We start from the raw sequence: 24,691 nt of genomic DNA, 5'->3' as shown, positions 1-24,691 counted from the left end.
TTAGATTCTATAAATTAATCTTTCAGGATTTTTTGCGAAACCGGTTCATTGTTAACAATACCTGTTACAATATAACTTCCTTTTTGCAGCTCATCAACATTTAATGATCCATTTTCTTTAACAGAAGCTGTTTTTACGACTTGTCCCATCATATTGTATACTTTTACATCTTTCACATCCGTACCAAAAATAATTTCATTGTTTTTTACAAAAGTATTTTTGATGAAATTAGGACGTACAGCGTTAGCAGAAATATCATTAACCGCTAAAGTTCCCCCCTGTGGAGTAGGCAATCCTATGGTGAAATCCACATTATTGTTGTTGGTATCACCTGAAACTCTGGTAATGGAATTCAGAATGGTTGGTGATGGCGCTGCTCCTGCTCCTTCATACTGATTAGCTGTTCCATATCCTACAAAATCTAAAACATTGGAAGCTGTAGGGCCTGTTACCTGTGTGGCGTTACTTGCCAGCGCTACTTTTCCGGAAGTGAGCCCTATCCCTAGCCCTGCACCTACAATCGGACCAGATCCGTCGAAGTTCAATACAACATTAACCACAAGATTCGGGTTGATAAGATTAATCAATCCTCCGCCGTCACCGCCTTCCTGGATGAGATAGGTTTGTCCCGGTGGTAAGGTGATGGTAGGTAATGTGTGATATTGTGTAAATGCTCCTGTAGCGGAACCATACTGAATGGTTGCACCCGTTAAGGTTGCTGTTGAATTCCCGATGTTTTTCAACTCTATGAAGTCATTTGTTAAAGTTGCCCCTAAAAGGCCTCCTCCAGTATAAACTTCATTAATTACAATCTGTGCATTAGAAAATGCCGTCATCGAGACAAGCCCGATAAAAGTAAATGCTTTTTTCATAATTAAGTGATTTATGTTACATTTAAAGTTCAACAAAATAAATGCCAAATAATCAAGCATATACCACATTTATTACAAAAAATTCATTTTATTTTAATTATATAAATAAAAAAACCACTTTTTACAAAGTGGTTTTTATCTGGTATACGAAGTTAATTTTAGTCTTTCAGAATCTTTTGAGAAACCGGCTGATTATTTACCGTACCTGTTACAATATAATTTCCTTTTTGTAATTCAGCAACGCTTAAAGACTCGTTTGCTTTTACAGATGCTGTTTTTACAACCTGTCCATACATATTATAAACTTTTACATCATTTGCCTGAGCACCAAATGTAATTTCTTCATTTTTCACAAAAGTATTTTTAATGAAGTTTCCTTTGGTTTTAGATAAATCAGCAACAGCTAAACTACCTGAGTTTGAATTTTGAGGAGTAGGCGTACCCGCAGTAAAATCAGCACCATTATTATTGGTATCCCCTGAAGTTCTTGCAATAGAAGTTGTATTAGACGGTGCTGGCGCAGCAGCAGATCCTTCATAATAACTAGCGGTAGAACCGTAACCTAAAAAATCAATTACATTAGAGCTTGTTGCAGATGTAGGTGCTGTGCTATCAGTCGTTAAAGCAAGTTTACCTGCTGTTCCTGATAAATTAATAGTTCCTACTGCATCCGGTGTCGGCAAATCAGTTCCCGCCGTCCCTGCACTTCCTTCCTGAAGAAGATACGTTTGGCCCGGAGCTAATGTTATAGTAGGCAATGCATGATTACTATTCCCACCGTTGAAAGTACCGGCCGCAGAAGCATACTGCAAATACGCACCCGTTAAAGTTACAGAGGTAGATCCGATATTTTTTAATTCTACAAAATCATACTTGTACAAAATAGCAGAATTGCTTCCACCACCTGCTCCATAAATTTCATTAATTACAATTTGTGCATTTGCAAAAGCAGATACAGAAACTATACTCAAAATTGTAAAGATTTTTTTCATGACGTTAAGATTTAATTATTAATAATTTACACGCCAAAATTACGCCAATTTTTCTTCATAAGACAATAATTGGGTTAATTTTTTGTTAATAATACTAAAAGCATTTCCATAAACTATTTTTAAGTATTTTTACCGATTATTTCTAAAGGCTTGCGGAATTATATTCTGATATTCGTGTTGTTTTTTATGGGCATATTCTCTGGAAATGCACAGATATTCACATGGAAAAACCCTAATCTTCCACAGGATAGCCTCAAACAGGACAGCATTACACAAGACAGTATTCTGGCTGCAAGATTTGAGCAGGATATTTTTGCCAAAGACACCATGGATTTTGTGAAAACCAGCAACAGAATTATTGTGGATGAAGCTGTTCTTGCAAGAAATGACAAAAAAAGATTTTTAGGCGAACTGAATTCAAAAGGTTCTATTATAAGGGGGATTACTTTCGGGAACAACCAGGGACAGTCTGTACAAAGTTCAATGGACCTGCAGATTTCCGGGAGACTTTCTAAAGATGTAACCATTCTTGCGAGCATTTCCGATCATAATTTGCCAATTCAGGCAGACGGATATACCCAGACTCTTGAAGAATTCGATAAGATCTACATGCAGCTTAATATTAAGGATAAATCCATCCTCAGAGCAGGACATCTTGATCTTGTTGAGGCCAAAAACTATTTTGCAAAATATCAGCGGCGGAGTATGGGAATTGAGTTCCAGACGGAATTCGGGAAAGATAATAAAACATTTGTTGATGTTTCCATGGGAGTGGCGCGAAGTGAATTCCACAGAATACGTTTTCAGGGTGTTGAAGGAAACCAGGGACCTTACCGATTGACGGGAAAAAACGGTGAACAGTTTATCACCCTGATCTCCGGATCGGAACAGGTTTTTATTGATGGTATTCTTATGAAGCGTGGTGAAAACCAGGATTACATTATCAATTATAATACAGGCGAAGTTACTTTTACCAGTTTCCGTCCTATTTTCCAGCAGAATTTTATTACGATTTCCTACAATTATACCAACAGGAATTATTCAAGATATTTATTCACCGGGAAAGTTGAGCATAAAAGAGAAAAATTAAAGCTCGGGCTTAACTGGTTCATGGAAAATGATAATAAAAACGCTCCACTGGCGCTGAATCTTTCTCAGGAAGATCAGCAGATTCTTGCCAATGCAGGAAACGATCCAAATCTGATGTACGCTCCTTCCGGCGTAGTTACCGAATATGATGTCAACAAAATCCTTTACCGCCTGGTTCAGAATTCTTCCGGAAATTATTATCAGTTTTCAACAGATGCCACACAGACTCTTTATACGGTTTCATTTACTTATTTCGGGGCAAATCTGGGTGATTATAAAATAACACAAACCACCAATAACGGAAGGGTTTTTGAGTATGTAGGCCCTAACATGGGTGATTACCGTGCCGTAAGAAAACTGCCTTCTCCCGAAAAATCACAGGTCTATTCCTTTAATTCCGAATATGCATTAAAGGACGGAAAAATTGGAGCAGATATTTCATTAAGCAACTATGACATCAATCTTTTTTCTTCTAAAGACTCTGACCAGAATATTGGCTATGCATGGCGGATTTTCGGAAATAAAACTTTTACCAAAAACAACTGGAAAGGAACTCCGAATTTTGAATATCAATATATTGATAAACAGTTTCATATTTTAGACAGGATTAATGATGTAGAATTCTCAAGAGATTTCAACCTTGCACAGGAATTCAGCGGGAGAACACAAAACAGGTTCATCTTTAGCTTTTTAAATAAATGGAATAATAAATCTACGCTCAATTATAGAATTAATTACCTTGATGAGCAGGATTCTTATAAAGGGATAAAAAATGATCTCGATTTTGGCTGGATCAGCGGAAAGTTCTTCACCAAAGGAAATTTATCTTATCTAAACACCAATGCCGTACTTCAGGATACAAAATTCATAAGAGGTGGTGCATCAACAGAATATACCGGCAAAAAAGGAAGCTGGGCTGTTGGAGGAAGTATGGAACATAATGAAAAGAAATACAATGACACTCAGCTTATGGATGTCACAAGTTTCAGCTGGAGGGAAATTTTCGTACAGAAAAAAGTCGGTGACAGTGCCCGCACAAAACTGCTCACTAAAGTGTACATGAGAGACAATGACTCGGTGCGCGACAACAGGCTTCAGAACATGAATAATATTTTAGGATTCATGGCTGAAAGCCAAATCATTAAAACGGAGAAAACAACATTGAACGCGCTTCTTCACTACCGTAAGTTTTTCTATCAGAATCAGGACGCGGATGCTTCCAGAAACAATGATTTTGTGGTAGGAAATATTCTTTACAACCAACAGCTCTTCAGAAACGGGATGAGACTGCAGGCTTTCTATGAGCTTGGAAACGGGCAGGAAGCACAAAGAGAATTCCAATATATAAAAGTAACCGACGGACAGGGTATTTATAAATGGACAGATTATAACGGTGACGGCATTCAGCAGCTTGATGAATTTGAAATTGCAGAATATTCTGACCTTGCGCAATACATCAGGATTTACACGAATTCTGTACGATATATTCCTTCCAATAAAAATAAAATTCAGCTGGCCCTATTTGTGAATCCTTCTGTTGTTTTTAATTCTGAAAACAAATTCCTGAAGCGATGGAATTTTAATATTTCACTGAATTCCCAAAATTCATTTTACAAACGTGATAAAGTTCTGGTACTTAATCCTTTCGAAAAAAATGAAGACCAGATACTGAAAAATCAGAACATACTTGCTTCTGCACAGTTTAGTCCGACAGAAAAATCCGGCTGGAACGGAAACTATCGTTTTATCTCAAATGACAACCTTATCAATGCCAATTTCAGCAATGAAGAACGTGAGCAAGTTTCACATTTCTTAAATATTGGATACTGGTTTAATAAAGAATTCAGGATCGACTGGGAAAATTCCGTACATGATATTCGAAATTCTTCACAATTATTTGCCACAAGAGATTACCGTCTGAATAATTTTGAAACCAAACCGAAAGCGACTTATAAATTTACAGATGCTATTCAGGCTGAGCTTTCCTCCGCTTTCCGACAGAAAGACAGAGTGGATGGAGAGGAGCTTCTGAAAGCATTTGACATCACCGGAACCATACAGTGGGAACGTCGAAAAACGTCCATTCGGGGAAACTTTTCATTTATTAACAATGATTTTACGGGAAATAATTTCAGCATTGTAGGAAATCAGATGCTTGACGGTTTAAAACCCGGAAAAAACCAGGTCTGGAGCGTATTTATTCAGCAGGCCATCAATTCTTTTCTTCAGCTTAATTTAAATTATGAAGGAAGAAATTCAGGGGACAGAACCATTCATATCGGAAGCATGCAGGTTAAGGCGAGTTTCTGAGTTCAAACCGTTTGAGGGGTTAAGAGGGATATTAGTTATAATTATCATCATTTACGCTTATAGATAATATCCTATTTTCAAGTGCCCGGAATTTTGTAAATTTGCAGCATGATTAAAATTGGCAACATAGAACTGCCGGAATTTCCGCTTTTACTGGCACCAATGGAGGATGTGAGCGACCCGCCTTTCAGGAGGTTATGCAAAATGCATGGTGCAGATTTGATGTACTCTGAATTCATTTCTTCAGAAGGGTTAATTCGCGATGCAATTAAAAGTCGAAAAAAACTGGATATTTTCGACTATGAGCGACCTGTGGGAATCCAGATTTTTGGCGGTGATGAAGAAGCAATGGCCATGTCAGCAAGAATTGTAGAAACGGTAAATCCTGATCTTGTTGACATTAATTTCGGATGTCCTGTAAAAAAAGTTGTCTGCAAGGGTGCGGGCGCTGGAGTTTTAAAAGATATTGATTTAATGGTTCGTCTTACAAAAGCTGTGGTAAGTTCCACCAGTTTACCGGTAACCGTTAAAACCCGTTTAGGCTGGGACAGCACTTCCATCAACATCGATGAAGTAGCGGAACGTCTTCAGGAAACAGGCATTAAAGCATTAACAATCCACGCAAGAACACGTGCACAGATGTATAAAGGGGAAGCCGACTGGGAACACATTTCCAGAATCAAACAAAATCCTAATATTGAGATTCCGATCTTTGGAAACGGTGATATCGACTCACCTGAAAAAGCCTTGGAATACAAACAAAAATATGCATGCGACGGTATTATGATCGGAAGAGCTGCTATCGGTTATCCTTGGATTTTTAACGAAATTAAACATTTCTTTAAGACAGGAGAACATCTTCCGGCCCCAACTATTGAAGACCGTTTACTGGCAGTTCGCCAGCATGCGGAATGGAGTGCAGAATGGAAGGGCGAAAGACTTGGGCTGGTGGAAATGAGACAGCATTACAGTAATTATTTCCGCGGCGTTCCTCATTTTAAAGATTTCAGGAAGAAATTTTTAGAAGTATTCACTTTGAAGGAAATGGATGCGTTAATCAAGGAAACCCAGGAATTTTATACTGAATATTTAGCCCAACAGGCATAAAATAAAAAAACCATCACTCTAAGCTGATGGTTTTTATTTTAAGTCATATTTTTAAATTAATATCCTTCCGAAGCAGAATGGTTTTTAATTAAAGCCAATGCAGAGGAAGTTCCGATTCTTTTTACTCCCATGCTGATCATTTTTTCGGCATCTTGCGGAGTTCTTACGCCACCGGCCGCTTTTACAGGTAATTTTCCGGCATTTTCCAGCATTATTTTTATCCCTTCAAATGTTGCACCATTCGGTTTTCCTTCTTGGGTTTCATAAAAACCTGTTGAAGACTTTACGAAAATTTTAGACCAATCATTTTCAGGAAAACGCTCTTCTGCCCAAATGGAAATATTTCTGGTAAGATCTGCGATCTGTTCATCGGTTAAAGCTGCAATTTCGATTATCCATTTTGCTGCTTTATGGTGTTCCAGACAAAGCTGCGTGCATTTTACGAACTCATCTTTTACAAGATCCAAATCTCCTTTTAAATAAGCATTGTAATTGATCACAAAATCCAGCTCATCTGCTCCATCGGCAATCGCTTTTTCAGCTTCTGCAAGTTTTTCGTCTACAGAATATGTTCCTTCATGAAAACCGATAACTGTTCCCACCACAACATCTGAATTCCTTTCAAGAATATACTTTTTGATTTCCGAAACATAATCCGGACGGATCATTACGGCGAAAATTCCGTTATCAATAGCCTCCTGTGCCAGATCTTTATCTTTCTGTAATGTTTCTTCTTCCGAAAGCCCTGACTGCGCAGGAGTTTTCAGGTAGGTTGAATCCAAATATTGTGCAATGTTCATGATGTTTATACTTTCAGTTGTCTGTAAATACCCTGCTCCAAAGATATGAAAGTTTCCGTTCTTGTAACCCCTTTCAGTTTCTGAAGTTTACTTAAAATCTGCATCAGGTGGTCATTATCTTTACAGAGGACTTTCAGGAATATGGTGTAATTCCCTGTGGTATAGTGAGCTTCCACTACTTCATTGATTTCCTTTAAAGCCTTAACCATGTCAGGATAATGGCTGGGTTTATCGAGGAATACACCTATGTACGAAATAACTTTATATCCTATTTTTTTAGGATTAAGAAAAGAAATTGAATTTTCAATTACTCCTGCCTGCTCGAGTTTTTTAATTCTCTGGTGAACCGCAGTTGTGGAAATCCCCACTCCTTTGGAAATATGAGCAAGTGATGTTTTGGAATTATCCATCAGCATGTAAATAATTTCCTTGTCAATTGAATCCAATTGATAGCTTGTGTTGTCTGAATTTTTCATTCTCTACTTAAATTTATGTTTTTCACATTTGTTTATACTTTACCTAGCGTTACATAGACCGGAAAATGGTCGCTGTAACCGCCGAGATACCTTGTTCCGGCATAAGTGCGGAACGGCCTTCCCTCAAAATTTTTGTCCCGGCAGCTGATTTTTACGGGTTTAAAAATTCCGGCATTTTGAAAAGAAAGCATACGATCTTCTTTAAAAAAAGATTCAGACAATATGATCTGATCAAATAACAGCCCGGATTTGTAATGAAAAGTAGAGTAATTTCCTGTAGAAAACAACTGCTGAAAAGGATTTTCCAAAACCTTTTCGTAGGAATTGTCATAGAGAATTTTTACTAAATTTTCATCATCTGGGTTTTCGTTGAAATCTCCGCACAGAATTACATTTTCATCAGCATTTATGAGATCCAGAATCCTTCTTTGGATTTCATTAAGTATAAAAATCCTTTTGGGCCTGTTAATATCTTTTTCGCGTTTAGAGGGAAGATGGGCGATAAAGACATTGATAATCTCTTCTTTATACTTCAATACTGAATAGAGCACGTCTCTTGTTGTATCGTAGTTTTCTATGTTTTGGGTTTCGTTTTCAAAGAAGAAGGTAATAGCTTCAGAGTCTATTATTTCAACTTTATTTTTATCATACAGCATGGCTACATCAACTTTTCTTTCATCCCTGGAATTGTAATGTACAATACCATATTCTGAATTGAACGGCTGCATCTGTATGAGATCTTCCAGTACCTGCTTTCCGGAAACTTCTGAAAGACCTATAATAAAGGGAAGCGTACCATTTTCATCCTTTATCAGCTGAAAAACGTGTGCGATTTTATAGAGTTTGTTTTTATATTTTCTTTCGTTCCAGTTCCGTAATCCTGAAATTGTAGGATCAAGCTTATGCCTTGGTTCCGGATCTGGCAGGAATAAATTTTCAACATTATAAAAACTAAAAAGTTCCATCAACACGCTTTTCTAATAATTAAAATTTTCATTTTAACTTTCAGGATGTAAATTTATTATTTTATTTAATAAATCATTAATTATTTCGCAATTTTTTTACATGAATTTTATATTTAAATAATTAAAATTCAATAAAAAATCTTAAGACATAAAACCATCAAAAGTTAAAAATTTAAATATTGTCATTTATTTTAGAATATTATTTTTAATAATTTAATAACCAAAATTAAATTAAATTAGAATAAAATAAACTAAAAATTAAAATATGATTATTTTTTTAAACTACAACAAAAATAACAACAAAAAATATTCCGATATTGCATTTTATTGTTAATATAAAATCGTTAAACAGTAATAAATTCTATAATTTATCTTTTTTAAAGTAAATCGGGGCGTTTTTCCTGAGTAATTCTTACCGCTTCATCATGACGCCATTCTTCGATTTTTGCAAAATTGCCGCTCAGGAGAATTTTTGGTACTTCCAAACCTTTATAAACTTCAGGTCTTGTATAAATAGGAGGAGAAAGCAGATCATCCTGAAAACTGTCTGTTAAAGCACTTTGCTCATCATTTAAAACGCCGGGAAGCAGACGGATTACAGAATCTGCAAGAACACAGGCTGCCAGCTCGCCACCGGTGAGTACATAATCTCCGATGGAAATTTCTTTTGTAATATGAAGATCTCTTACACGCTGATCAATCCCTTTATAATGACCACATAAGAAGATAAGATTCTGTTTAATAGAAAGTGTATTGGCTATTTTCTGGTTTAAGGTGATCCCATCCGGTGTAAGATAAATAACTTCATCATATTCCCTCTGTTCTTTTAATGCGGAAATACATTTATCCAGCGGTTCTACCATCATTACCATTCCCGCTCCACCCCCGTAAGGCTCATCATCAATCTGTCGGTGTTTATTAATCGCCCAGTCTCTCAGGTGATGAAAATGCACTTCCACCAGTCCTTTATCCATGGCTCTTTTTAAAATAGATGTTTTAAAAGGGCTTTCCATCAGCTCCGGAAGCACACTTATGATATCAATTCTCATTGTAAAGTTTCGTTTTTCTTATTCGGCGAAATTATTAATCGTAAGGAAGAATCTTTGTTAAAATAACTCCACATCCAGTTGAAGAATACAGCAAGCTTATTTCTGACGCTCAAAATTAACATTAAATGTAAGAACATCCAGAAAAACCACGCCAGAAATCCCTGAAATTTGACAAAGGGCAAATCTACAACTGCTCTGTGTTTCCCGATGGTAGCCAGAGAACCCTTATCTTCATATTCGTATTCTTTCCAGTCGGCAGTATTTTTTCTGAGAAGATTTTTACCTAAATTTTTCGCCTGGGTAATTGCCACATTTGCCACCTGAGGATGCCCCTGAGGATATTTCGGAGTTTCCATATACGCAATATCTCCGATGGCAAATATGTTGTCGTAGCCTTTTATTTTATTGTATCGGTCTGTAATATATCGGTTTCTGATGAGCTTTTCCTGAGGAAAGCCATCAACAACATTCCCTGTAACGCCGGCTGCCCAGATCACATTATTGGAAGGGATTGTTTTTCCACTTTTCATATACACTTTATCACCATCATAATCGGTAACATATTCCTGACTTAGAAATGTTACGCCGAGATCTTTTAAATATTCTTCAGACTTATTCTGTGCTTCAGCACTCATCACTGCAAGTGGTTTTTCCGTAGAACTTACGAGAATAATCTCAAGATGGGCAAAGTTCATATACGGATAGTCTCTAGGAAGAATTTCTTTTTTCATTTCGGCAAAAGCACCTGCCAGTTCCACACCGGTGGGACCACTTCCTACAATGACAATATTCCAGTTTCCATCATCACTGCGGCTTTTTTCCAGGATCAGTTTTTCAAATGTCATCAAAACATGATTTCTGATACTGATGGCCTCCTGTGTATTTTTCATTCCGAAAGCTTTACTTTCCAAATCTTTATTCCCGAAAAAATTGGTTTTACAACCTGTGGCAATTATGAGTTTATCATAGCTGAATTCCGCTTCCTCTGTGATTACTTTATTGTTGGCAGTATCAATTGCTTTAACCTCCGTAAGCCGGAACTGTGTATTCCTGGAACGCTGAAAAATTTTCCTGAACGGAAAAGAAATATTGGATGGCTCAATTCTTCCGCACGCTACCTGATAGAAAAGAGGCTGAAACATATGATGGTTTACCCGGTCTACAACAAGTACTTTTTTGTTTTTGTTATTTAATGTTTTCGCAAGTTGCAGCCCCGCAAAACCTCCTCCTATAATGATGATCTTTTCGCGTGTTTCCATAGTACACAAATTTACTGATTTTATTTTAGCATTTCGCAGCGAAAAAAGTTAGTTTTGCAAAACTTTATGCCACAGAAAAAGTACAGCAAAAAAACCGCCAAAAAGGTTCATGCAACCCGTAGGAAGAACTATTTTTTCCGACGCAAAGTACTATTGGCAATTCTTCTGATTGCACTTGTAGGAACAGGATTTTATTTAAAAAAGACCGTAAGCTATTATTATGCTATGTACTTTAATAAATTCGTGCACCGGAAGCTTCATAATACAGAATCTGAAACAGTAAGAATACAGAAAATCATTTCAGATAACCTTGATAAAACGTACGGTTTTGACATATCCCACTACCAAAATAAAGAAGATATTAACTGGGACAGTCTGAGCATCGGGAACAGAACCATTCCACTGGAATTTGTCGTGATGCGCGCCACCATGGGAAACCGCAATGCGGATAAACATTTTGATGATTTCTGGGAAATGGCAAAAAAGCGGGATATAATCCGCGGTGCATATCATTTTTACAGAGCAGATGAAGATCCTGTAAGACAAGCCAACAATTTTCTTGAAAATGTAAAACTGGAAAGCGGCGACCTGCCTCCCATTCTTGATATAGAAAAGATTCCGAAGCGTAAAACCAATGAAAAACTGATTGAAGATCTTAAAGTATGGTGCAGGATTGTAGAGGAAGCCTACGGAAAAAAGCCTATTATTTACACCTATTATCATTATTACAAAGATTTTTTGAAAGGCGAATTTGACGATTATCCGTTGTGGCTTGCCAATTACAATGACGTTCCTGCCCCATCACCTGATTCTGAATGGGATTTCTGGCAGTTTACAGAAAACGGGATCGTTCACGGAATCAACACCAAAGTAGATCTTGATATATACAACGGAAGTTCGTGGTCTTTGAAAAGACTTACCCTGGATTAATTTTATTCAAATTTTCTAAGATAATCTCACTTATACAGCCTGAAATTTTTTCACTTATAAAAACATTACGGGTATCTTAAAATAGCAGTGCTTTGTTTAAATTATTTAAACGGTCTCCTTTGAACCCATTCCGTTTTTGGAGAAATAGCAGGAAAAAGAATTTTCATGAAAGGATTAATCATGAAATTATTATGTTTAATCAGACCAAAAATTTCAGTGGGTTCAGCTCCGATGGTTGATTTTATTTCTAAAGCTGTTCTGCCAAAAATAATTCTTTCAAACTGATGAGTAATTCCGAATTCCACCATATCCAAAAGCATATTGAGGTAGACCTGCTTTTCTTTCTGAAGTTCTTTGTGATAGCCTAAAAAGTAAGTATCAACATCATTATTATTGATCAGCAAAGTATAAAACCCAACAAGTTCGCTTTCTGAAAAATAGCCGAAGATTCTAAATTTTCCGTCAAGATTTTCCTTCATTTTCCCGAAATGGTTTTCAGCCAGGAAGAATGTATTGAATGCAGCATTATCAACTACATTATGATACATCTTGTTCATTTCGTGCCGGTATTTATTTATTGAATCCAAATCCAGCTCACGCTTTTCTATACCCTGCAGTTTCTTTTTTGCTGCTCTTACTCGTGACCTGTATTTTTTTGAAAAGTCATTGAGATAATCATCAAATGTTTCCCAGTGTTCCTTTATTTTCAGTTTCATATTAGGCTGTACGGAAAACCGAAAATACGGATCATACTCTTTTCCTTTAAACCGTTCTGCAAGAGAGTTCTGATAATCTTTAAAAATAATTAAAGACGTTTTCCTGATCTCAGACTGCATGACATCAATCGCTTTATGTAAAACTATCAAAATATCTCTTACCGGGATTTTTGAAAAATCAAAATAAAATCCGTTCTGGCCGGTCAGCATATTATTTCCGAGGATCATTACATCTTTAATAAATAAGCCTGTGAACAGACTTTTAATATTCCATCCGGAATCATTCTTTAAAGACTTTCTAAATCCAATAAAATCGATGTATTGAAACAAAGCACCTCCCACCAGTTCGTTTTGATTAAAAAAACCCACCATAAAGCACTCCATATTAGAAGGCAAAGAAGCATGAAGCGCACAAAAATATTCCTGCGAAAGCATGACATTATGATTTCCGATCGTTGAAGACCAACATTCCGGAAAATCCTTATCTGAATGGTATATTTTTAAATGATATGACATAAAAAGGCTACACAAAAGTAGCCTTATAATTTAATCTTTTGTAATTATTTTTGTGTTACCCAATGAAAGCCATCAACAGCATACCATCCGCAGATAATACCGCCCATAATGGTAATCGTAAGCGTCCAGTATCCCGTATTGATCATCGTATATTTCCATGATTTCCTTTCAAACATCGCATTAATGGCAATAACAGGGAAAACGAAGAGAAAACCTGTCATAAAAGAGTGCAACGCTCCGTGACCAAAAGACCTGTATGCCATCCCGTAATCTTTCATAAATGCGTGATACGATTCGTTGGCATTCATCTCATCACCACCAATCATTCCTAAAGCACCAAACTGATGAATGGTTATAAAATGAAGAAAATAGGCTATAAATAATGATAAAATAATCGTAAAGACAAATACACCTACCATTTGTCCTTTCATTTTTTCCTGAGATAAACCGGCTTCTTTCATCCAAACAGTTCCGAAGACTTTAGGATGATACCATATAAAACCTGTAAGAAGAGGAATAATTGAGGCTGCTAATACTGCCCAAAAGTTGATTTGCACCATTGTTTATATTTTTATAGTTAGAATTATGAATTTACAATAAAAATCAATTCAAAATACATTTAGAATAAAAAAAACTTCAATAATATAAATATATTATAAATAAAATCTTATTTAATGGAAAATAACATAAAAACATAAATTCATTTATTAATTTAAATTTCATAAGGCTTTACCGTTGGTAAAAAATTATATCAGGAACAAGCAAAAGTTTTATGCCTTTAATTTTTGTACTTTTGCAGCTCAATTTTTAGCATTATTAAACCATCATGAATTACGTTTCTGCAGAAAACCTCACAAAATCTTACGGTATCAAAGTTTTGTTTGAAAATATTTCCTTTCACATCAATGAAGGCGATAAAATTGCCATTGTTGCCAAAAACGGAAGCGGAAAATCTACCCTGTTGAAAATTTTAATGGGAAAAGAGATTGCAGACAGCGGAACAGTGATGATCAATAAAGATATTCAGGTGGTATTATTTGATCAGGAAATTGATTTTAATCCGGATCTTACAATAGATGAATTCATGATGACACTGGATTCCGAGCCTATTTTAGCATTAAAAAATTATCATAAATCGCTTCATTCCACTGATCATGATTTCATTGAAAAAGCACTGGCCGGGATGGAAACTCATAAAGCATGGGATCTGGAAAACGAGATGAAGCAGATTCTTTCGCAGCTTAAAATCACCGATCTTGAAGCAAAAATGGGAACACTTTCCGGAGGACAGATCAAACGTGTCGCTCTCGCAAAACTTCTAACGGAAACAAGAGCAGAACATCGCCATACTTTACTAATTATGGATGAACCTACCAACCACCTTGATGTGGAAATGGTAGAATGGCTGGAAAACTACCTTAATAAAGCTAAAATCACCCTACTCCTTGTAACCCACGACAGGTATTTTCTGGATAGCGTCTGCGATATCATCTGGGAAATGGAAGATAAAAACCTGTATTTCCACAACGGTTCTTATGCTACTTATCTGGAAAATAAAATGATCCGGGAAGACAACCTGAATGCAACCATCGACAAAGCCAATAATCTTTACCGAAAGGAACTGGAGTGGATGCGCCGCCAGCCGAAAGCCAGGACCACAAAATCCAAATCCAGAATTGACTCCTTTTACGAAACAGAAAAAGTAGCCAAAACAGATACCAGAAAACAAGGTCTCGAACTTGATTTTGAAATGAAAAGGCTTGGTAATAAAATTCTCGAACTTAAACATATTGACAAAAGCTTCGGAAGTAAAGTTTTGTTAAAAGATTTCAGCTATCAGTTTCAGAGAGGCGAAAAAGTAGGCATTGTAGGAAAGAACGGAGCCGGAAAATCTACTCTTTTAAATATTATCCAGGGATTTGAAAAAGCAGATCATGGCGAAATTGAGACCGGAGAAACGATTCATTTCGGATATTTTTCACAGAAAGGACTCGTTTATAAAGAAGATGAAAGAGTGATTAATTTCATCAAAGAAGTTGCTGAATATTATCCTCTTGCTAATGGAAAAAGCCTTTCGGCATCGCAGTTTTTAAGATTGTTTTTATTTGATGATCAAACGCAGTATTCTCCGATATCAAAGCTTTCAGGCGGTGAAAAAAGAAGACTTCACCTGATGTATATTTTATATCAAAACCCTAATTTCCTGATTTTTGATGAACCTACAAACGATCTTGACCTCCCAACCTTAACAGTTCTGGAAAACTTCCTGCAGCAGTTTCAGGGTTCACTCATTATTGTTTCTCACGACAGGTATTTTATGGACCGGATTGTAGACCATATTCTGGCATTTGAAGGAGAAGGAAAAATTAAAGATTTTGTAGGGAACTTTTCTGAATACAGAGAGGCAATGAGCAAGGATGAATCTACGGAAAAAACGGCAGCACAAAAACAGCCGGAATCTTCCAAAGCAAACACACCAACAGATTCTTTAAATACAACCAAAAAGAAAAAGCTTTCCTTCAAAGAGCAGCGCGAACTTGAGACTATTGAAAAAGAAATGCCCGAACTGGAAGATCAACGGAAAAAAATTCTCGATCAGCTTAATAATGAATCTGATTATGAGAAAATATCAAAGCTTTCCGCAGATCTCGAGAATATCTCTGAAAAACTGGAAAACCATGAAATGAGGTGGCTTGAACTTCAGGAGATTCTGGGAGAAGGATAATAAGTTTGAGAGTGAGAGCGTTTTAGAGTAAAAGTTTTTGCAGATAACACTATCACTCTAAAACACTACAATCTGTAATTACATGTAAACTACTTTTTGAGCATCTGAGCTCTCCAGTGCAGCATCGATAATTTTCATATTTTTAATGATTTCTTCTGCCGGAGAAGGCAATGCATATCCGAAAACGATGAACTCATAAATCTGCTGGTAATAATTCATATAATTTCCCGGCTCGCTGGAAGTAAGCATTCTTTCAGTGTCCTTATTTTCATTTAAAAAATTCAGAATTCCGTCTGCTTCTTTGAGAGGTTTTGTCCACTCTTTACCGTATTCAGGAATAGCTCCGGCTGCCAGCTCATTTTCCTGATTATCAGTTCTTTCCTGAAGAAAGCTTCCTTTTTCTCCGTGAATGGCATATGCATAATGCGCCTCTTTTGTAAATACCGAAGATTTCAGTCTTACTCTCAGATTATTCTGATAATACAGAACAATTTCAAAATAATCATTGGCAAAATCTTTTCCTTTCATTGAAAATACATCAGCGAACAATTTTTCAGGGAGACCAAAATACTGAGTTGCCTGATCTATCAAATGTGACCCGAGGTCATGCAGCGATCCGGAACCTGTAGCCTTAGGGTTTTCTTTATGCGCTTTTCCGCTGGGCTCTGTGCGAAACCTGTCGAAACGTATTTCCGCTTCTTTAATATCTCCTAATTTCTCTTCATTCATGATTTTCTGAACCTGGAGATAATCCCGGTCAAATCTTCTGTTCTGATAAACGCTCAGGAACAGACTTTTCTCTTCGGCAAGTTTTACCAGCTCCTCGGCTTCGGCAACATTCACCGTAAAAGGCTTTTCAACAATTACATTTTTACCGGCTTCCAAAGCCATTTTTACATATTCAAAATGAGTCTGAACCGGTGTGTTTACCACAACCAATTCAATATCCGCATGCTGCAGCATTTCCTCTACGGAACGATAAATGGTTGCTTCAGGGTATTTTTCATTAGATTCTTCTTTGCTCCTTTCTACAATAGCCGACAAGAAAAATCCCGGATGTTCTTTTAAAAAAGGTGCATGAAATATTTTTCCGCTCATTCCGAAGGCGCAGAGTCCCGTTTTTACCAATTGCATAATTATTTTTTACCAAAGTTATTCATAAACATTCAATTTATTTAATAAATAATCAAACACATTTCTTAAAAAAATGATAAAAATCACCTCTTAATTTTTATTAATTCTAAATAATAATATACTTTTGCAATTATTTAAATTCAATCTAAATAGCATAAACTATAATGAAAAAGCAGCTAGTAACTTTAGGGATATTATTCACAGCCGTATCCTTAAATGCACAAATGAAAAACACTGAAGCTGATACTGTTAGGATCCAGAATATTGAGGATGTCAATCTTCATAAAACAGGAAATCCCAACAAGGCAAGACCATTATCCACGAAATCTAATCTGACGATAATGGAAACCCCGCAACCCATTGCCATTGTAACCCATGAAATTATTGAGCAACAGCAGGCAAAACAGCTCAGCGATGTACTTCAAAACGTTAATGGTATTTACATTACATCATCAAGAGGAAATTCCCAGGATAGTTTCGGTGGACGTGGTTTTATATTAGGAAATGATAATATTTTCAAAAACGGTTCCAGAATAAACAGCGGTGTTTTTCCTGAAGTGAGCGGCCTGGAAAGAGTTGAAGTTCTTAAAGGAGCCAACGCTATGCTATACGGAAATACAGCTGCAGGCGGCGTGATTAACATGATTACAAAAAAACCCAAATTCAATTTCGGAGGAAGTGTGGGGATGAATGCAGGAAGCTGGAACTCTTACAAACCTTTAGTTGATATTTATGGACCACTTTCTAAAAATATAGCCTTCAGGGTAAACGGGACTTATGAATATGCAGAAAGTTTCAGAGACGTTGTTCAGTCCGAAAAATATTATTTCAATCCGTCATTTTTATTCAATTTAAGTGACAGATCACAATTAATAGTTGAAGCCGACTACCTTAAAAATGATTTTACCCCGGACTTCGGAATCGGGTCTATTACCAATAAAGACCAAAGCTACAGATTAAACGACGCTGTTTCCAGAAATGTCTTTTTCGGAACAGACTGGCAATATCAAAATGTGGAACAGGTATCAACTAACGTCACTTTCAACCATCAATTCAATGAAAGATGGTCTTTGAATGCTACTGCAGCTTATCAGAATTATACAAAAGATTATTTTTCATCAGAAAGAGTACAGTGGATATACGATAAAACGGTAGATCCTGACAGACTATCATGGAAAAGGCCTTTCGGTAAAACATACAATGAGCAGAATTATACTTCTGCACAGGTGAATATCAACGGAGAATTCAATACCGGAAAAATCAACCATAAAGTATTAATCGGTTCAGATGCAGATTACAGCCAGGCTGACGCTTATACTTATAATGTAACCGCTCCTGTAAATATTTTATTTTTAGACGATCCGTCTACATGGGGAAGTATTGACATGCCTGCCTCAGCTCTTAATACAAAAAACAGAATCAATACAAGAAGAATTGGTTTATATGCACAGGATTTCATCAGCCTGACCAAACAATTTAAAGTTATTGCTGGATTAAGATGGTCTTATGTTGAAAATATGCCAACGATTACAACACGCTTTACAACTGATGAAAAATTTGAAGTGGCAAATTCATCAACATCAGACAATGCATTTTCTCCAAAAGTAGGTTTGGTTTATGCACCTAATGAAAATCTTTCCGTTTTTGCGACGTATACTAATTCATTTGTTTCAAATTCAGGATATACTTCAGATCAGTTTGGTACCGTTAATACCAATCAGTCTGTTACACAAATTCAGAACCAACTGAACAGTTTATCAAGACAAAGCATAAAACCCACCACTGTTGATCAGTACGAAGTAGGGGTAAAAAAGAATTTCTGGAATAATGCTTTAGGGGTTAATCTGACTGCTTATCAAATTATGTACAATAATTATTACCAGACCTACTGGTTTGCCGGATCAAACGGAGCACCTGTAAACGCTACAGACACTAACCTGAAAGAGTTCGCCGGAAAAATGAGAAGCCGCGGTGTGGAATTGGACATCACCGGAAATCCTACAGAAAATATATCAATAATCGGAGGATTCTCTTATAATAATTCTGTTTATATTGATACTCCGGAAAAAGGATATGTTGAAAATCAGAGATTGGTAAGAACACCTGCTACAACAGCGAATGCTTCTGTCTTTTATAAATTCACCAAGTATGCAAAAGGATTGAAAGTCGGAGCCGGCGTTTATTATATTGGTGACAGAATCGCAGGATGGAATGATACAAAATCTACAAATACAAGCAGGAATAATGTAAGCAGAATGTTTGATCTAAAAGACTATACAACGGTTTCATTATCCGTAGGCTACGAATGGAAGAAGTTCATGATCCAGGGAAGAGTCGGCAACCTGTTTGATGTAGTGAATTATAATGTTCATGAAAATTACTCGGTCAATCCGATTACACCAAGAAATTACTACTTTACATTAACCTATAAGCTTTAAAAGACTAATATTAATTTTTTCATAGAAAGTGGGAATTGCCTTTAATTGCAGTTTCCACTTTGAAATTTAAAACAAAACTATAATATGGATAAGATTAAGGACACAAGAAGTTTCATGAGAATTACCCACCGTTACCTGGGCTATTTCCTTGCCGGTATCATGGCAGTATATGCGGTAAGTGGTGTTTTGCTGGTGTACAGAGATACCGATCTTCTTAAAAAAGAAAAAAAGTACGATAAGGTAATTGAAAAAAATCTTGATGAAAAAGCGCTCGGCAAAGAGCTGAAAATAAAAAATTTCGAAGTTGAGAAAAAGGAAGGAACTGTTCTGACATTTAAACAGGGTACTTATGATGCGGCAACGGGGCAGGCAAAATACTCAAAAAAGGAACTTCCATTTGTTCTTGATAAAATGACAAAACTTCACAAAGCTCAGTCGAAAGATACGCTGTCTCCATTAAATACTTTCTTTGGAATTTCGTTATTCTTTTTTGTGATTTCAAGTTTCTGGATGTTTAATCCAAAAACAAAAGCTTTCAAACGCGGAATGATTTTTACGGCAGCAGGACTTGTGGTATCAATTTTATTATTGCTATTATAATTTAGTAAAAATTACATACCATACTTTTATTTTTTTTAAAATTTTAATCAAAGCCTTCAAATTCACCAAACATTGATTAGTTGGCACATTTATTGTTTTTCAGAAAGCACAAATGATAAATATAAATATTAAAATAATAAATTATGAAAAAGCTAATTTTATCAGGGATACTAGCGGTAGCAGGTCTGGCTACAACCATGAATGCACAAATTCAAAAAGGAAACTGGATGGTTGGAAGTAGTTTAATATCAAGTAACTTCGGATTAAACACTGGTGGAGGTTATAACATTGCTATTCAGCCAAAAGGAGCATATTTCATTGAAGATAACGTAGCATTAGGAGGTTATGTAGATCTTGGATTCAATAAGGTTACCAATGGAAGCCCAACAGAATTCACTTATGGAGTTGGTGCTTTAGGACGCTATTTCCTTTCACCAGGAGAAAAAGGTGTTGATAATCTTCTAAATCACGGACGTTGGTTTTTTGAAGGAAATGTAGGGATCGGAGGAAGATCTGTTGAAAACGGAGATTCTACTACAGGATTAGATTTCGCAGTAGGGCCAGGTTATTCTTACTTTATCACTCCGAATATCGGTCTGGAAGGATTAGTAAAATACAGAGGAAGAGCAGGTTTTGGAAATGAAGGATTGAATTCCAACATTACCTTTAATGTAGGTTTCAGTATCTATATCCCGACATCAAAGGCCAGACAGGTAGCTAATGATGTTGCACAATAAGAATCACTTCACACACATTATATACACGTAAAATTGAAATCGCCGCGGAAAGAATTTTCCGCGGCGATTTTCGTACAAATTAAAACTAAACTATAAAAAATCAAATAAATCATATATTTGGCTGAGGCGTATATCTCAGATATGGCTTAATTTCTTTTACGCCTTTCGGAAATATCTTTTTCGCCTCTTCTGTTGAAACGCTAGGCGGAACAATGACATCGTCGCCATCCTGCCAGTTCACCGGGGTTGCCACTTTGTGGGAATCTACAAGCTGAAGAGAGTCAAGCACTCTCAGAATCTCATTAAAATTCCTTCCAGTTGACGCCGGATAAGTAATAATGAGCCTTACTTTTTTTTCAGGGTCAATAATCAGAAGTGATCGTACCGTAGCGGTAGCTGAAGCATTAGGGTGGATAAAATCGTACAGTTCGGAAATTTTACGGTCTTTGTCGGCTATAATCGGGAACTGTACATCAGTTTGCTGGGTTTCATTAATATCTTTAATCCAGTTCTGATGATCTTCCACTCCATCTACGCTTAAAGCGATTACCTTAGTTCCCCGTTTATCAAATTCCGATTTAAGTTTTGAAGTATATCCCAATTCGGTTGTGCAAACCGGTGTATAATCCGCCGGATGAGAAAACAAGATCCCCCAGGAATCTCCTAAATATTCATAAAAACTAAGATTTCCCAATGACGTTTCCGCCTGAAAATCCGGTGCTGTATCTCCTAATTTAATTGACATAATATTTTGCTCTTATTAGTCTACAAATTTAGTAGAGTTTTTGAAACTGGCAAAATTTTTGTTTAAAAAATTGTAATTATTTTAAAAAGATATTATGCAGAAAAGTGGCTTAAGCTATGTAGATGTTGTATACAATGTACTTGAAAACTGGTATCTGAAGTTTGCAGAGATTACTCCAAAACTTATTGTCGGGATTATTATATTTTCATTGTTTCTTTTGACCAGTAAATATTTAAGTTTAGTTTCGGTTAAAATATTTCACAAGCTTTTTCCTAAAAGTAAAAAAGAAAGCTCTTTAATAACTCTTATAGGCGTATTCCGGTTTCTCATTGTGTTGATGGGAACATTCATTGCCTTGGAAATCATGGGTTTCAGCGGCTTTTTATGGAAGTTTATCGGAAGTCTCGGAGTTGCCGGGGTTATTGCCGGGGTTGCCTTGAAAGATCTGGTTTCCAGTATATTCTCCGGGATGCTGATCGGTATTGATAAAGCTTTTAAAGTAGGCGATTATGTCACAATAGGAAATAACTCAGGAACGGTTACCGAAATTGGCTTTCTCACAACAAAAGTTATTGCTGATGACGGGAAGAAAGTTTATATTCCAAATCAGGTTATTTTTAATTCTCCATTTTATAATTTCACCGCCTCTCCGCAAAGAAAAATATACCTGAATTTTGAAATTCCGGCTGATCAGAATGTTGCAATAGCACAGCAATCTGTTCTTGAAGTGGTAAAAAGCCTCGAAAATGTAGACCGTCCGGAAACCGCAACAGCAATTCTTACCGACCTGAAGCAAGGTATTTTTAATCTTCAGGTAAAATTTCCAATGGTTGTAGGAGCAGACATGATGCTGCTGAAAAGCATTGCTTATTTCGAAATAAAGAAAAGACTGGATTCGGAAGGCATTCAGCTCGTAACTCCAACGAGCATTAGTATTACCGAAAGTACTACCAGTGAGAAGAAAGACTAAAAAAAGCAACCCTTGTTGGGTTGCTTTGTTATTACACTGATAATGATAAACTATTTTTTGATAATTAATTTTTCTGAAATTTTTTCGCCATTCTCAAGAATTAGCGAGATCACATAATTTCCATTCATTAGACTGTTTACATTTACCTGAGTTGTTCCTTTGAAACTTCCTGTCTGCAGCAGCCTTCCGGAAGCATCAAATAACTTAAAGTCTGCTTTTTCAGAAGCATTTTTCAGCCTGATATTTACCACATCATGGGAAGGATTCGGATAGATTGAGAAACTTTTCACCTGTGCTTCTACAGTTGAAAGAACCTGTACAATAGCAAAAGAAGAAGCATTAAGCGCATAATAAATATTATTTACCGCTTTCACCATAATTCTTGCGAAAGCAACATTTTCGTTTGGTAGAGTTACATTAGCAGAACCGGTGTTCGGGACACTTGCTGCAAGAACTGTATTAAATGTCAATCCGCCATCTTTGGATAAAAGAATGCTCACATTTTGCGTATTAATAGTTCCTGTATTCGTTCCTGCTACATTCCAGGTTACAGGAATGCTTGTGTTTCCCGTAAAGCTTCCGCCACTTGTCTGCGAAGTTACGGTGAAAGGGCCATCATTGGTAACGGTAACCGTCATTACATCTCTTGCAGCCTGATTTCCGGTTGCTTTATTATCATTCACTACAAGTGAAAAATTCAACGTTCTGGCGACACTTGGAGTAACTTCCCATTTCGGAACCAGATTATTAGCCAACACAGAACTTAATGCAGGTAAATATCTCGAAGGAGAAGCTGTCGGGGTTAAAGACCGGTAAACAGGACCCGCTGTTGCAGTAGATACAGGAGGCTGCGTATTATTGGTATTATCGTATTGCTCCCACAAATAGGTTAAAGGATCTCCATTAGGATCTGTTCCCGTACCTGTTAAAACGAAAGCAGTCCCTTTCGGAATGATATAATCTGCCCCTGCATCTGCAGTAGGCACACCATTACCATTGGATACCTTATTTGCACAGTCACTGGCTCTTTGCAGAACAGCATACATTTCCAAAATACTTGCTGCATGGAAATACGCATCACTGTTATTCTGAACATTATTGCTGGCTCCGCAGATTCCTGCATACGCCATAATGGTGCTGCCACTTCCCGGCTCATACGCTGTGGCATTGTTAAAATTCCCGTTGCACGAACCACTTGCTGCCCTGAAAGTATGATTGGCCCCAAACTGATGTCCCATTTCATGCGCCACATAATCAATATCAAACGGATCTCCGATTGGTGCTCCGGAACCGGTGACACCCCTTGCCTTATTCCCTGAAACGCAAACAACTCCCAAACCTGCCAGACCTCCGCTGTTAGTTCCGAAAACATGACCTATATCATAGTTGCCAGAACCAATAATATTGTTTGTATTAGTCTGGTTTTCATTGATCATTGTTCCGGGATCTCCATTGGTGAAAGGATCAGTAGCAGCATTTGTATAGATCAGCTGATTGTTATTGGCTACCATGACCATTGTGGTAGAAATCGTTTTTTCATACACACCGTTTACCCGCGTCATTGTTGTTGCCATTGCGGCCATTGCCAGCGCAACGGTCCCTCCGTGAAAGGTTGTATATTCTCCCGTTGCGGAAAGCGCAAGTCTGTAGGTCCTGAACTGCCCGTCTGAAACTAACGGCGCTTTGTTTGCAGAGCCGTTATTTTTTAGTTCATCCAGTTTATCTTCAACATGACATTCGAACAGTCGGTTATTGGGAGGTAAATCTTTTCTTTTATATAAGATAAAGGCAGAATTGTCTTTCGTATAACTATCTAAATAGCTGATGTCCCAATGATCAAAGTACATTACACTGATTCCTGCTGAAGGAGTTACACTGAAACGGATCGTATTTTCAGGATGATTTTTCTGCCATCCTGTATATGATCTTATCTCGGGAAATTTTGCCTGCAGTTCAGGTTCCATTACGGAAGCTTCCTGAATGATGTAGTCCCGGATGTTACCGTCTGAATCCGGAAATTTAATAACTACACTTTCATTTCCGGAAAAACGCTGCGGGGCTTTTTTAAGATCTGCTTTAATTTTTTCCAAATCAGCCTGGTACAAAGTAAAAGTGTTTGGATTTGTCCATCTCGGATTGAGATTTTCCCTGCTGATCTTGGGATCTTTAAGCTTCGACCAGTAGTTTTGCTGGCCAAAAGCCTGTGCTACAATCAATAAGCACGAGAAGATAAATGTTTTACTTTTCATATTAGTTGTATA

The 24,691-nt window shown here is 36.8% G+C and carries 20 protein-coding genes; 8 read left to right on the top strand and 12 right to left on the bottom strand.

Annotation, left to right across the window (positions count from 1 at the left end; translation table 11 throughout):
• Positions 1–14 precede the first annotated feature (14 nt).
• Together ODE14_RS17415 and ODE14_RS17410 are read right to left on the bottom strand one after the other, a co-directional pair.
• Complete coding sequence (locus ODE14_RS17415; protein WP_248394837.1) at positions 15–872, bottom strand: lamin tail domain-containing protein; 858 nt, start codon at positions 870–872, stop codon at positions 15–17.
• Positions 873–1,030: 158 nt separating this feature from the next.
• Positions 1,031–1,864: a lamin tail domain-containing protein gene (locus ODE14_RS17410; RefSeq protein WP_248394839.1), complete on the bottom strand. Its 834-nt coding sequence runs from the start codon at positions 1,862–1,864 to the stop codon at positions 1,031–1,033.
• 186 nt (positions 1,865–2,050) lie between these two features.
• On the opposite strand from ODE14_RS17410, the gene ODE14_RS17405 reads away from it, so the two are divergent.
• Both ODE14_RS17405 and dusB read left to right on the top strand, forming a co-directional pair.
• On the top strand, positions 2,051–5,263 hold the full coding sequence (locus tag ODE14_RS17405) for a hypothetical protein (protein ID WP_248394852.1): 3,213 nt from the start codon (positions 2,051–2,053) through the stop codon (positions 5,261–5,263).
• 108 nt (positions 5,264–5,371) lie between these two features.
• Positions 5,372–6,370 (top strand): tRNA dihydrouridine synthase DusB, encoded by a 999-nt coding sequence (gene dusB, locus ODE14_RS17400; protein WP_263602316.1) that lies wholly within the window; start codon positions 5,372–5,374, stop codon positions 6,368–6,370.
• Positions 6,371–6,426: 56 nt separating this feature from the next.
• Here dusB and deoC read toward each other — a convergent pair whose 3' ends face one another.
• The 5 genes from deoC to ODE14_RS17375 form a co-directional block, all read right to left on the bottom strand.
• Positions 6,427–7,173, bottom strand: coding sequence for a deoxyribose-phosphate aldolase (deoC, locus tag ODE14_RS17395; protein WP_263603854.1), 747 nt, complete (start codon positions 7,171–7,173; stop codon positions 6,427–6,429).
• A 2-nt stretch (positions 7,174–7,175) separates the two neighbouring features.
• A complete protein-coding gene (locus ODE14_RS17390) occupies positions 7,176–7,646 on the bottom strand; it encodes an Lrp/AsnC ligand binding domain-containing protein (protein WP_029295841.1) in 471 nt (156 codons plus the stop codon).
• 32 nt (positions 7,647–7,678) lie between these two features.
• Positions 7,679–8,611, bottom strand: a complete 933-nt coding sequence (locus tag ODE14_RS17385) for an endonuclease/exonuclease/phosphatase family protein (protein WP_248394856.1) — start codon at positions 8,609–8,611, stop codon at positions 7,679–7,681.
• Positions 8,612–8,988: 377 nt separating this feature from the next.
• The gene (gene trmD / locus ODE14_RS17380) at positions 8,989–9,660 is read right to left on the bottom strand and encodes a tRNA (guanosine(37)-N1)-methyltransferase TrmD (protein WP_263602315.1); all 672 of its coding nucleotides are present in this window, start codon (positions 9,658–9,660) and stop codon (positions 8,989–8,991) included.
• Positions 9,657–10,919 carry an NAD(P)/FAD-dependent oxidoreductase gene (locus ODE14_RS17375; RefSeq protein ID WP_263602314.1) on the bottom strand — a complete coding sequence of 421 codons (1,263 nt, stop codon included), beginning with the start codon at positions 10,917–10,919 and terminating at the stop codon, positions 9,657–9,659. The genes trmD and ODE14_RS17375 overlap by 4 nt, the downstream gene beginning before the upstream one ends.
• A 66-nt stretch (positions 10,920–10,985) precedes the next feature.
• Here ODE14_RS17375 and ODE14_RS17370 point away from each other — a divergent pair, with 66 nt between their 5' ends.
• On the top strand, positions 10,986–11,849 hold the full coding sequence (locus tag ODE14_RS17370; RefSeq protein WP_263602313.1) for a glycoside hydrolase family 25 protein: 864 nt from the start codon (positions 10,986–10,988) through the stop codon (positions 11,847–11,849).
• Positions 11,850–11,950: 101 nt separating this feature from the next.
• On the opposite strand, the gene ODE14_RS17365 is transcribed toward ODE14_RS17370, so the two are convergent.
• Both ODE14_RS17365 and ODE14_RS17360 read right to left on the bottom strand, forming a co-directional pair.
• Positions 11,951–13,081, bottom strand: a complete 1,131-nt coding sequence (locus ODE14_RS17365) for a peptidogalycan biosysnthesis protein (RefSeq protein WP_263602312.1) — start codon at positions 13,079–13,081, stop codon at positions 11,951–11,953.
• Between the two features lie 44 nt (positions 13,082–13,125).
• The gene (locus tag ODE14_RS17360; RefSeq protein ID WP_318173662.1) at positions 13,126–13,641 is read right to left on the bottom strand and encodes a DUF1761 domain-containing protein; all 516 of its coding nucleotides are present in this window, start codon (positions 13,639–13,641) and stop codon (positions 13,126–13,128) included.
• A 266-nt stretch (positions 13,642–13,907) separates the two neighbouring features.
• On the opposite strand from ODE14_RS17360, the gene ODE14_RS17355 reads away from it, so the two are divergent.
• Complete coding sequence (locus ODE14_RS17355; RefSeq protein ID WP_263602311.1) at positions 13,908–15,806, top strand: ABC-F family ATP-binding cassette domain-containing protein; 1,899 nt, start codon at positions 13,908–13,910, stop codon at positions 15,804–15,806.
• Positions 15,807–15,884: 78 nt separating this feature from the next.
• Here ODE14_RS17355 and ODE14_RS17350 read toward each other — a convergent pair whose 3' ends face one another.
• Positions 15,885–16,940, bottom strand: a complete 1,056-nt coding sequence (locus ODE14_RS17350; RefSeq protein WP_263602310.1) for a Gfo/Idh/MocA family oxidoreductase — start codon at positions 16,938–16,940, stop codon at positions 15,885–15,887.
• A gap of 164 nt (positions 16,941–17,104) precedes the next feature.
• Here ODE14_RS17350 and ODE14_RS17345 point away from each other — a divergent pair, with 164 nt between their 5' ends.
• The 3 genes from ODE14_RS17345 to ODE14_RS17335 all read left to right on the top strand — a co-directional run bounded on the left by ODE14_RS17345 (position 17,105) and on the right by ODE14_RS17335 (position 20,715).
• Entirely contained in the window at positions 17,105–19,378 is a 2,274-nt protein-coding gene (locus ODE14_RS17345) for a TonB-dependent siderophore receptor (protein ID WP_263602309.1), read from the top strand.
• An 84-nt stretch (positions 19,379–19,462) separates the two neighbouring features.
• Positions 19,463–19,978: a hypothetical protein gene (locus tag ODE14_RS17340; RefSeq protein WP_248394869.1), complete on the top strand. Its 516-nt coding sequence runs from the start codon at positions 19,463–19,465 to the stop codon at positions 19,976–19,978.
• A 143-nt stretch (positions 19,979–20,121) separates the two neighbouring features.
• Entirely contained in the window at positions 20,122–20,715 is a 594-nt protein-coding gene (locus ODE14_RS17335; protein ID WP_248394870.1) for a hypothetical protein, read from the top strand.
• A gap of 109 nt (positions 20,716–20,824) precedes the next feature.
• Here the strand turns inward: ODE14_RS17335 and ODE14_RS17330 are convergent, their stop codons facing one another.
• Positions 20,825–21,460 carry a peroxiredoxin gene (locus ODE14_RS17330; RefSeq protein ID WP_248394871.1) on the bottom strand — a complete coding sequence of 212 codons (636 nt, stop codon included), beginning with the start codon at positions 21,458–21,460 and terminating at the stop codon, positions 20,825–20,827.
• A 94-nt stretch (positions 21,461–21,554) separates the two neighbouring features.
• On the opposite strand from ODE14_RS17330, the gene ODE14_RS17325 reads away from it, so the two are divergent.
• Entirely contained in the window at positions 21,555–22,430 is an 876-nt protein-coding gene (locus tag ODE14_RS17325) for a mechanosensitive ion channel family protein (protein WP_263602308.1), read from the top strand.
• Positions 22,431–22,480: 50 nt separating this feature from the next.
• Here ODE14_RS17325 and ODE14_RS17320 read toward each other — a convergent pair whose 3' ends face one another.
• Positions 22,481–24,679, bottom strand: coding sequence for a reprolysin-like metallopeptidase (locus ODE14_RS17320; protein ID WP_263602307.1), 2,199 nt, complete (start codon positions 24,677–24,679; stop codon positions 22,481–22,483).
• Positions 24,680–24,691: the final 12 nt, after the last annotated feature.

Source organism: Chryseobacterium sp. PET-29 (assembly GCF_025736815.1).
In the GTDB taxonomy this organism is placed as follows: domain Bacteria; phylum Bacteroidota; class Bacteroidia; order Flavobacteriales; family Weeksellaceae; genus Chryseobacterium; species Chryseobacterium nepalense.
Note: the sequence above shows the minus strand (reverse complement) of the source record. Positions and strands in the feature narration are given on the sequence as shown.

Coding starts and splice junctions, on each gene's coding strand:
- ODE14_RS17345 (WP_263602309.1), top strand. CDS start 17,105: ATGAAAAAGCAGCTAGTAACTTTAGGGATATTATTCACAGCCGTATCC.
- ODE14_RS17330 (WP_248394871.1), bottom strand. CDS start 21,460: ATGTCAATTAAATTAGGAGATACAGCACCGGATTTTCAGGCGGAAACG.
- trmD (WP_263602315.1), bottom strand. CDS start 9,660: ATGAGAATTGATATCATAAGTGTGCTTCCGGAGCTGATGGAAAGCCCT.
- ODE14_RS17390 (WP_029295841.1), bottom strand. CDS start 7,646: ATGAAAAATTCAGACAACACAAGCTATCAATTGGATTCAATTGACAAG.
- ODE14_RS17340 (WP_248394869.1), top strand. CDS start 19,463: ATGGATAAGATTAAGGACACAAGAAGTTTCATGAGAATTACCCACCGT.
- ODE14_RS17335 (WP_248394870.1), top strand. CDS start 20,122: ATGAAAAAGCTAATTTTATCAGGGATACTAGCGGTAGCAGGTCTGGCT.
- ODE14_RS17370 (WP_263602313.1), top strand. CDS start 10,986: ATGCCACAGAAAAAGTACAGCAAAAAAACCGCCAAAAAGGTTCATGCA.
- ODE14_RS17410 (WP_248394839.1), bottom strand. CDS start 1,864: ATGAAAAAAATCTTTACAATTTTGAGTATAGTTTCTGTATCTGCTTTT.
- dusB (WP_263602316.1), top strand. CDS start 5,372: ATGATTAAAATTGGCAACATAGAACTGCCGGAATTTCCGCTTTTACTG.
- ODE14_RS17385 (WP_248394856.1), bottom strand. CDS start 8,611: ATGGAACTTTTTAGTTTTTATAATGTTGAAAATTTATTCCTGCCAGAT.
- ODE14_RS17355 (WP_263602311.1), top strand. CDS start 13,908: ATGAATTACGTTTCTGCAGAAAACCTCACAAAATCTTACGGTATCAAA.
- ODE14_RS17375 (WP_263602314.1), bottom strand. CDS start 10,919: ATGGAAACACGCGAAAAGATCATCATTATAGGAGGAGGTTTTGCGGGG.
- ODE14_RS17350 (WP_263602310.1), bottom strand. CDS start 16,940: ATGCAATTGGTAAAAACGGGACTCTGCGCCTTCGGAATGAGCGGAAAA.
- ODE14_RS17325 (WP_263602308.1), top strand. CDS start 21,555: ATGCAGAAAAGTGGCTTAAGCTATGTAGATGTTGTATACAATGTACTT.
- ODE14_RS17405 (WP_248394852.1), top strand. CDS start 2,051: ATGGGCATATTCTCTGGAAATGCACAGATATTCACATGGAAAAACCCT.
- ODE14_RS17365 (WP_263602312.1), bottom strand. CDS start 13,081: ATGTCATATCATTTAAAAATATACCATTCAGATAAGGATTTTCCGGAA.
- ODE14_RS17320 (WP_263602307.1), bottom strand. CDS start 24,679: ATGAAAAGTAAAACATTTATCTTCTCGTGCTTATTGATTGTAGCACAG.
- ODE14_RS17415 (WP_248394837.1), bottom strand. CDS start 872: ATGAAAAAAGCATTTACTTTTATCGGGCTTGTCTCGATGACGGCATTT.
- ODE14_RS17360 (WP_318173662.1), bottom strand. CDS start 13,641: ATGGTGCAAATCAACTTTTGGGCAGTATTAGCAGCCTCAATTATTCCT.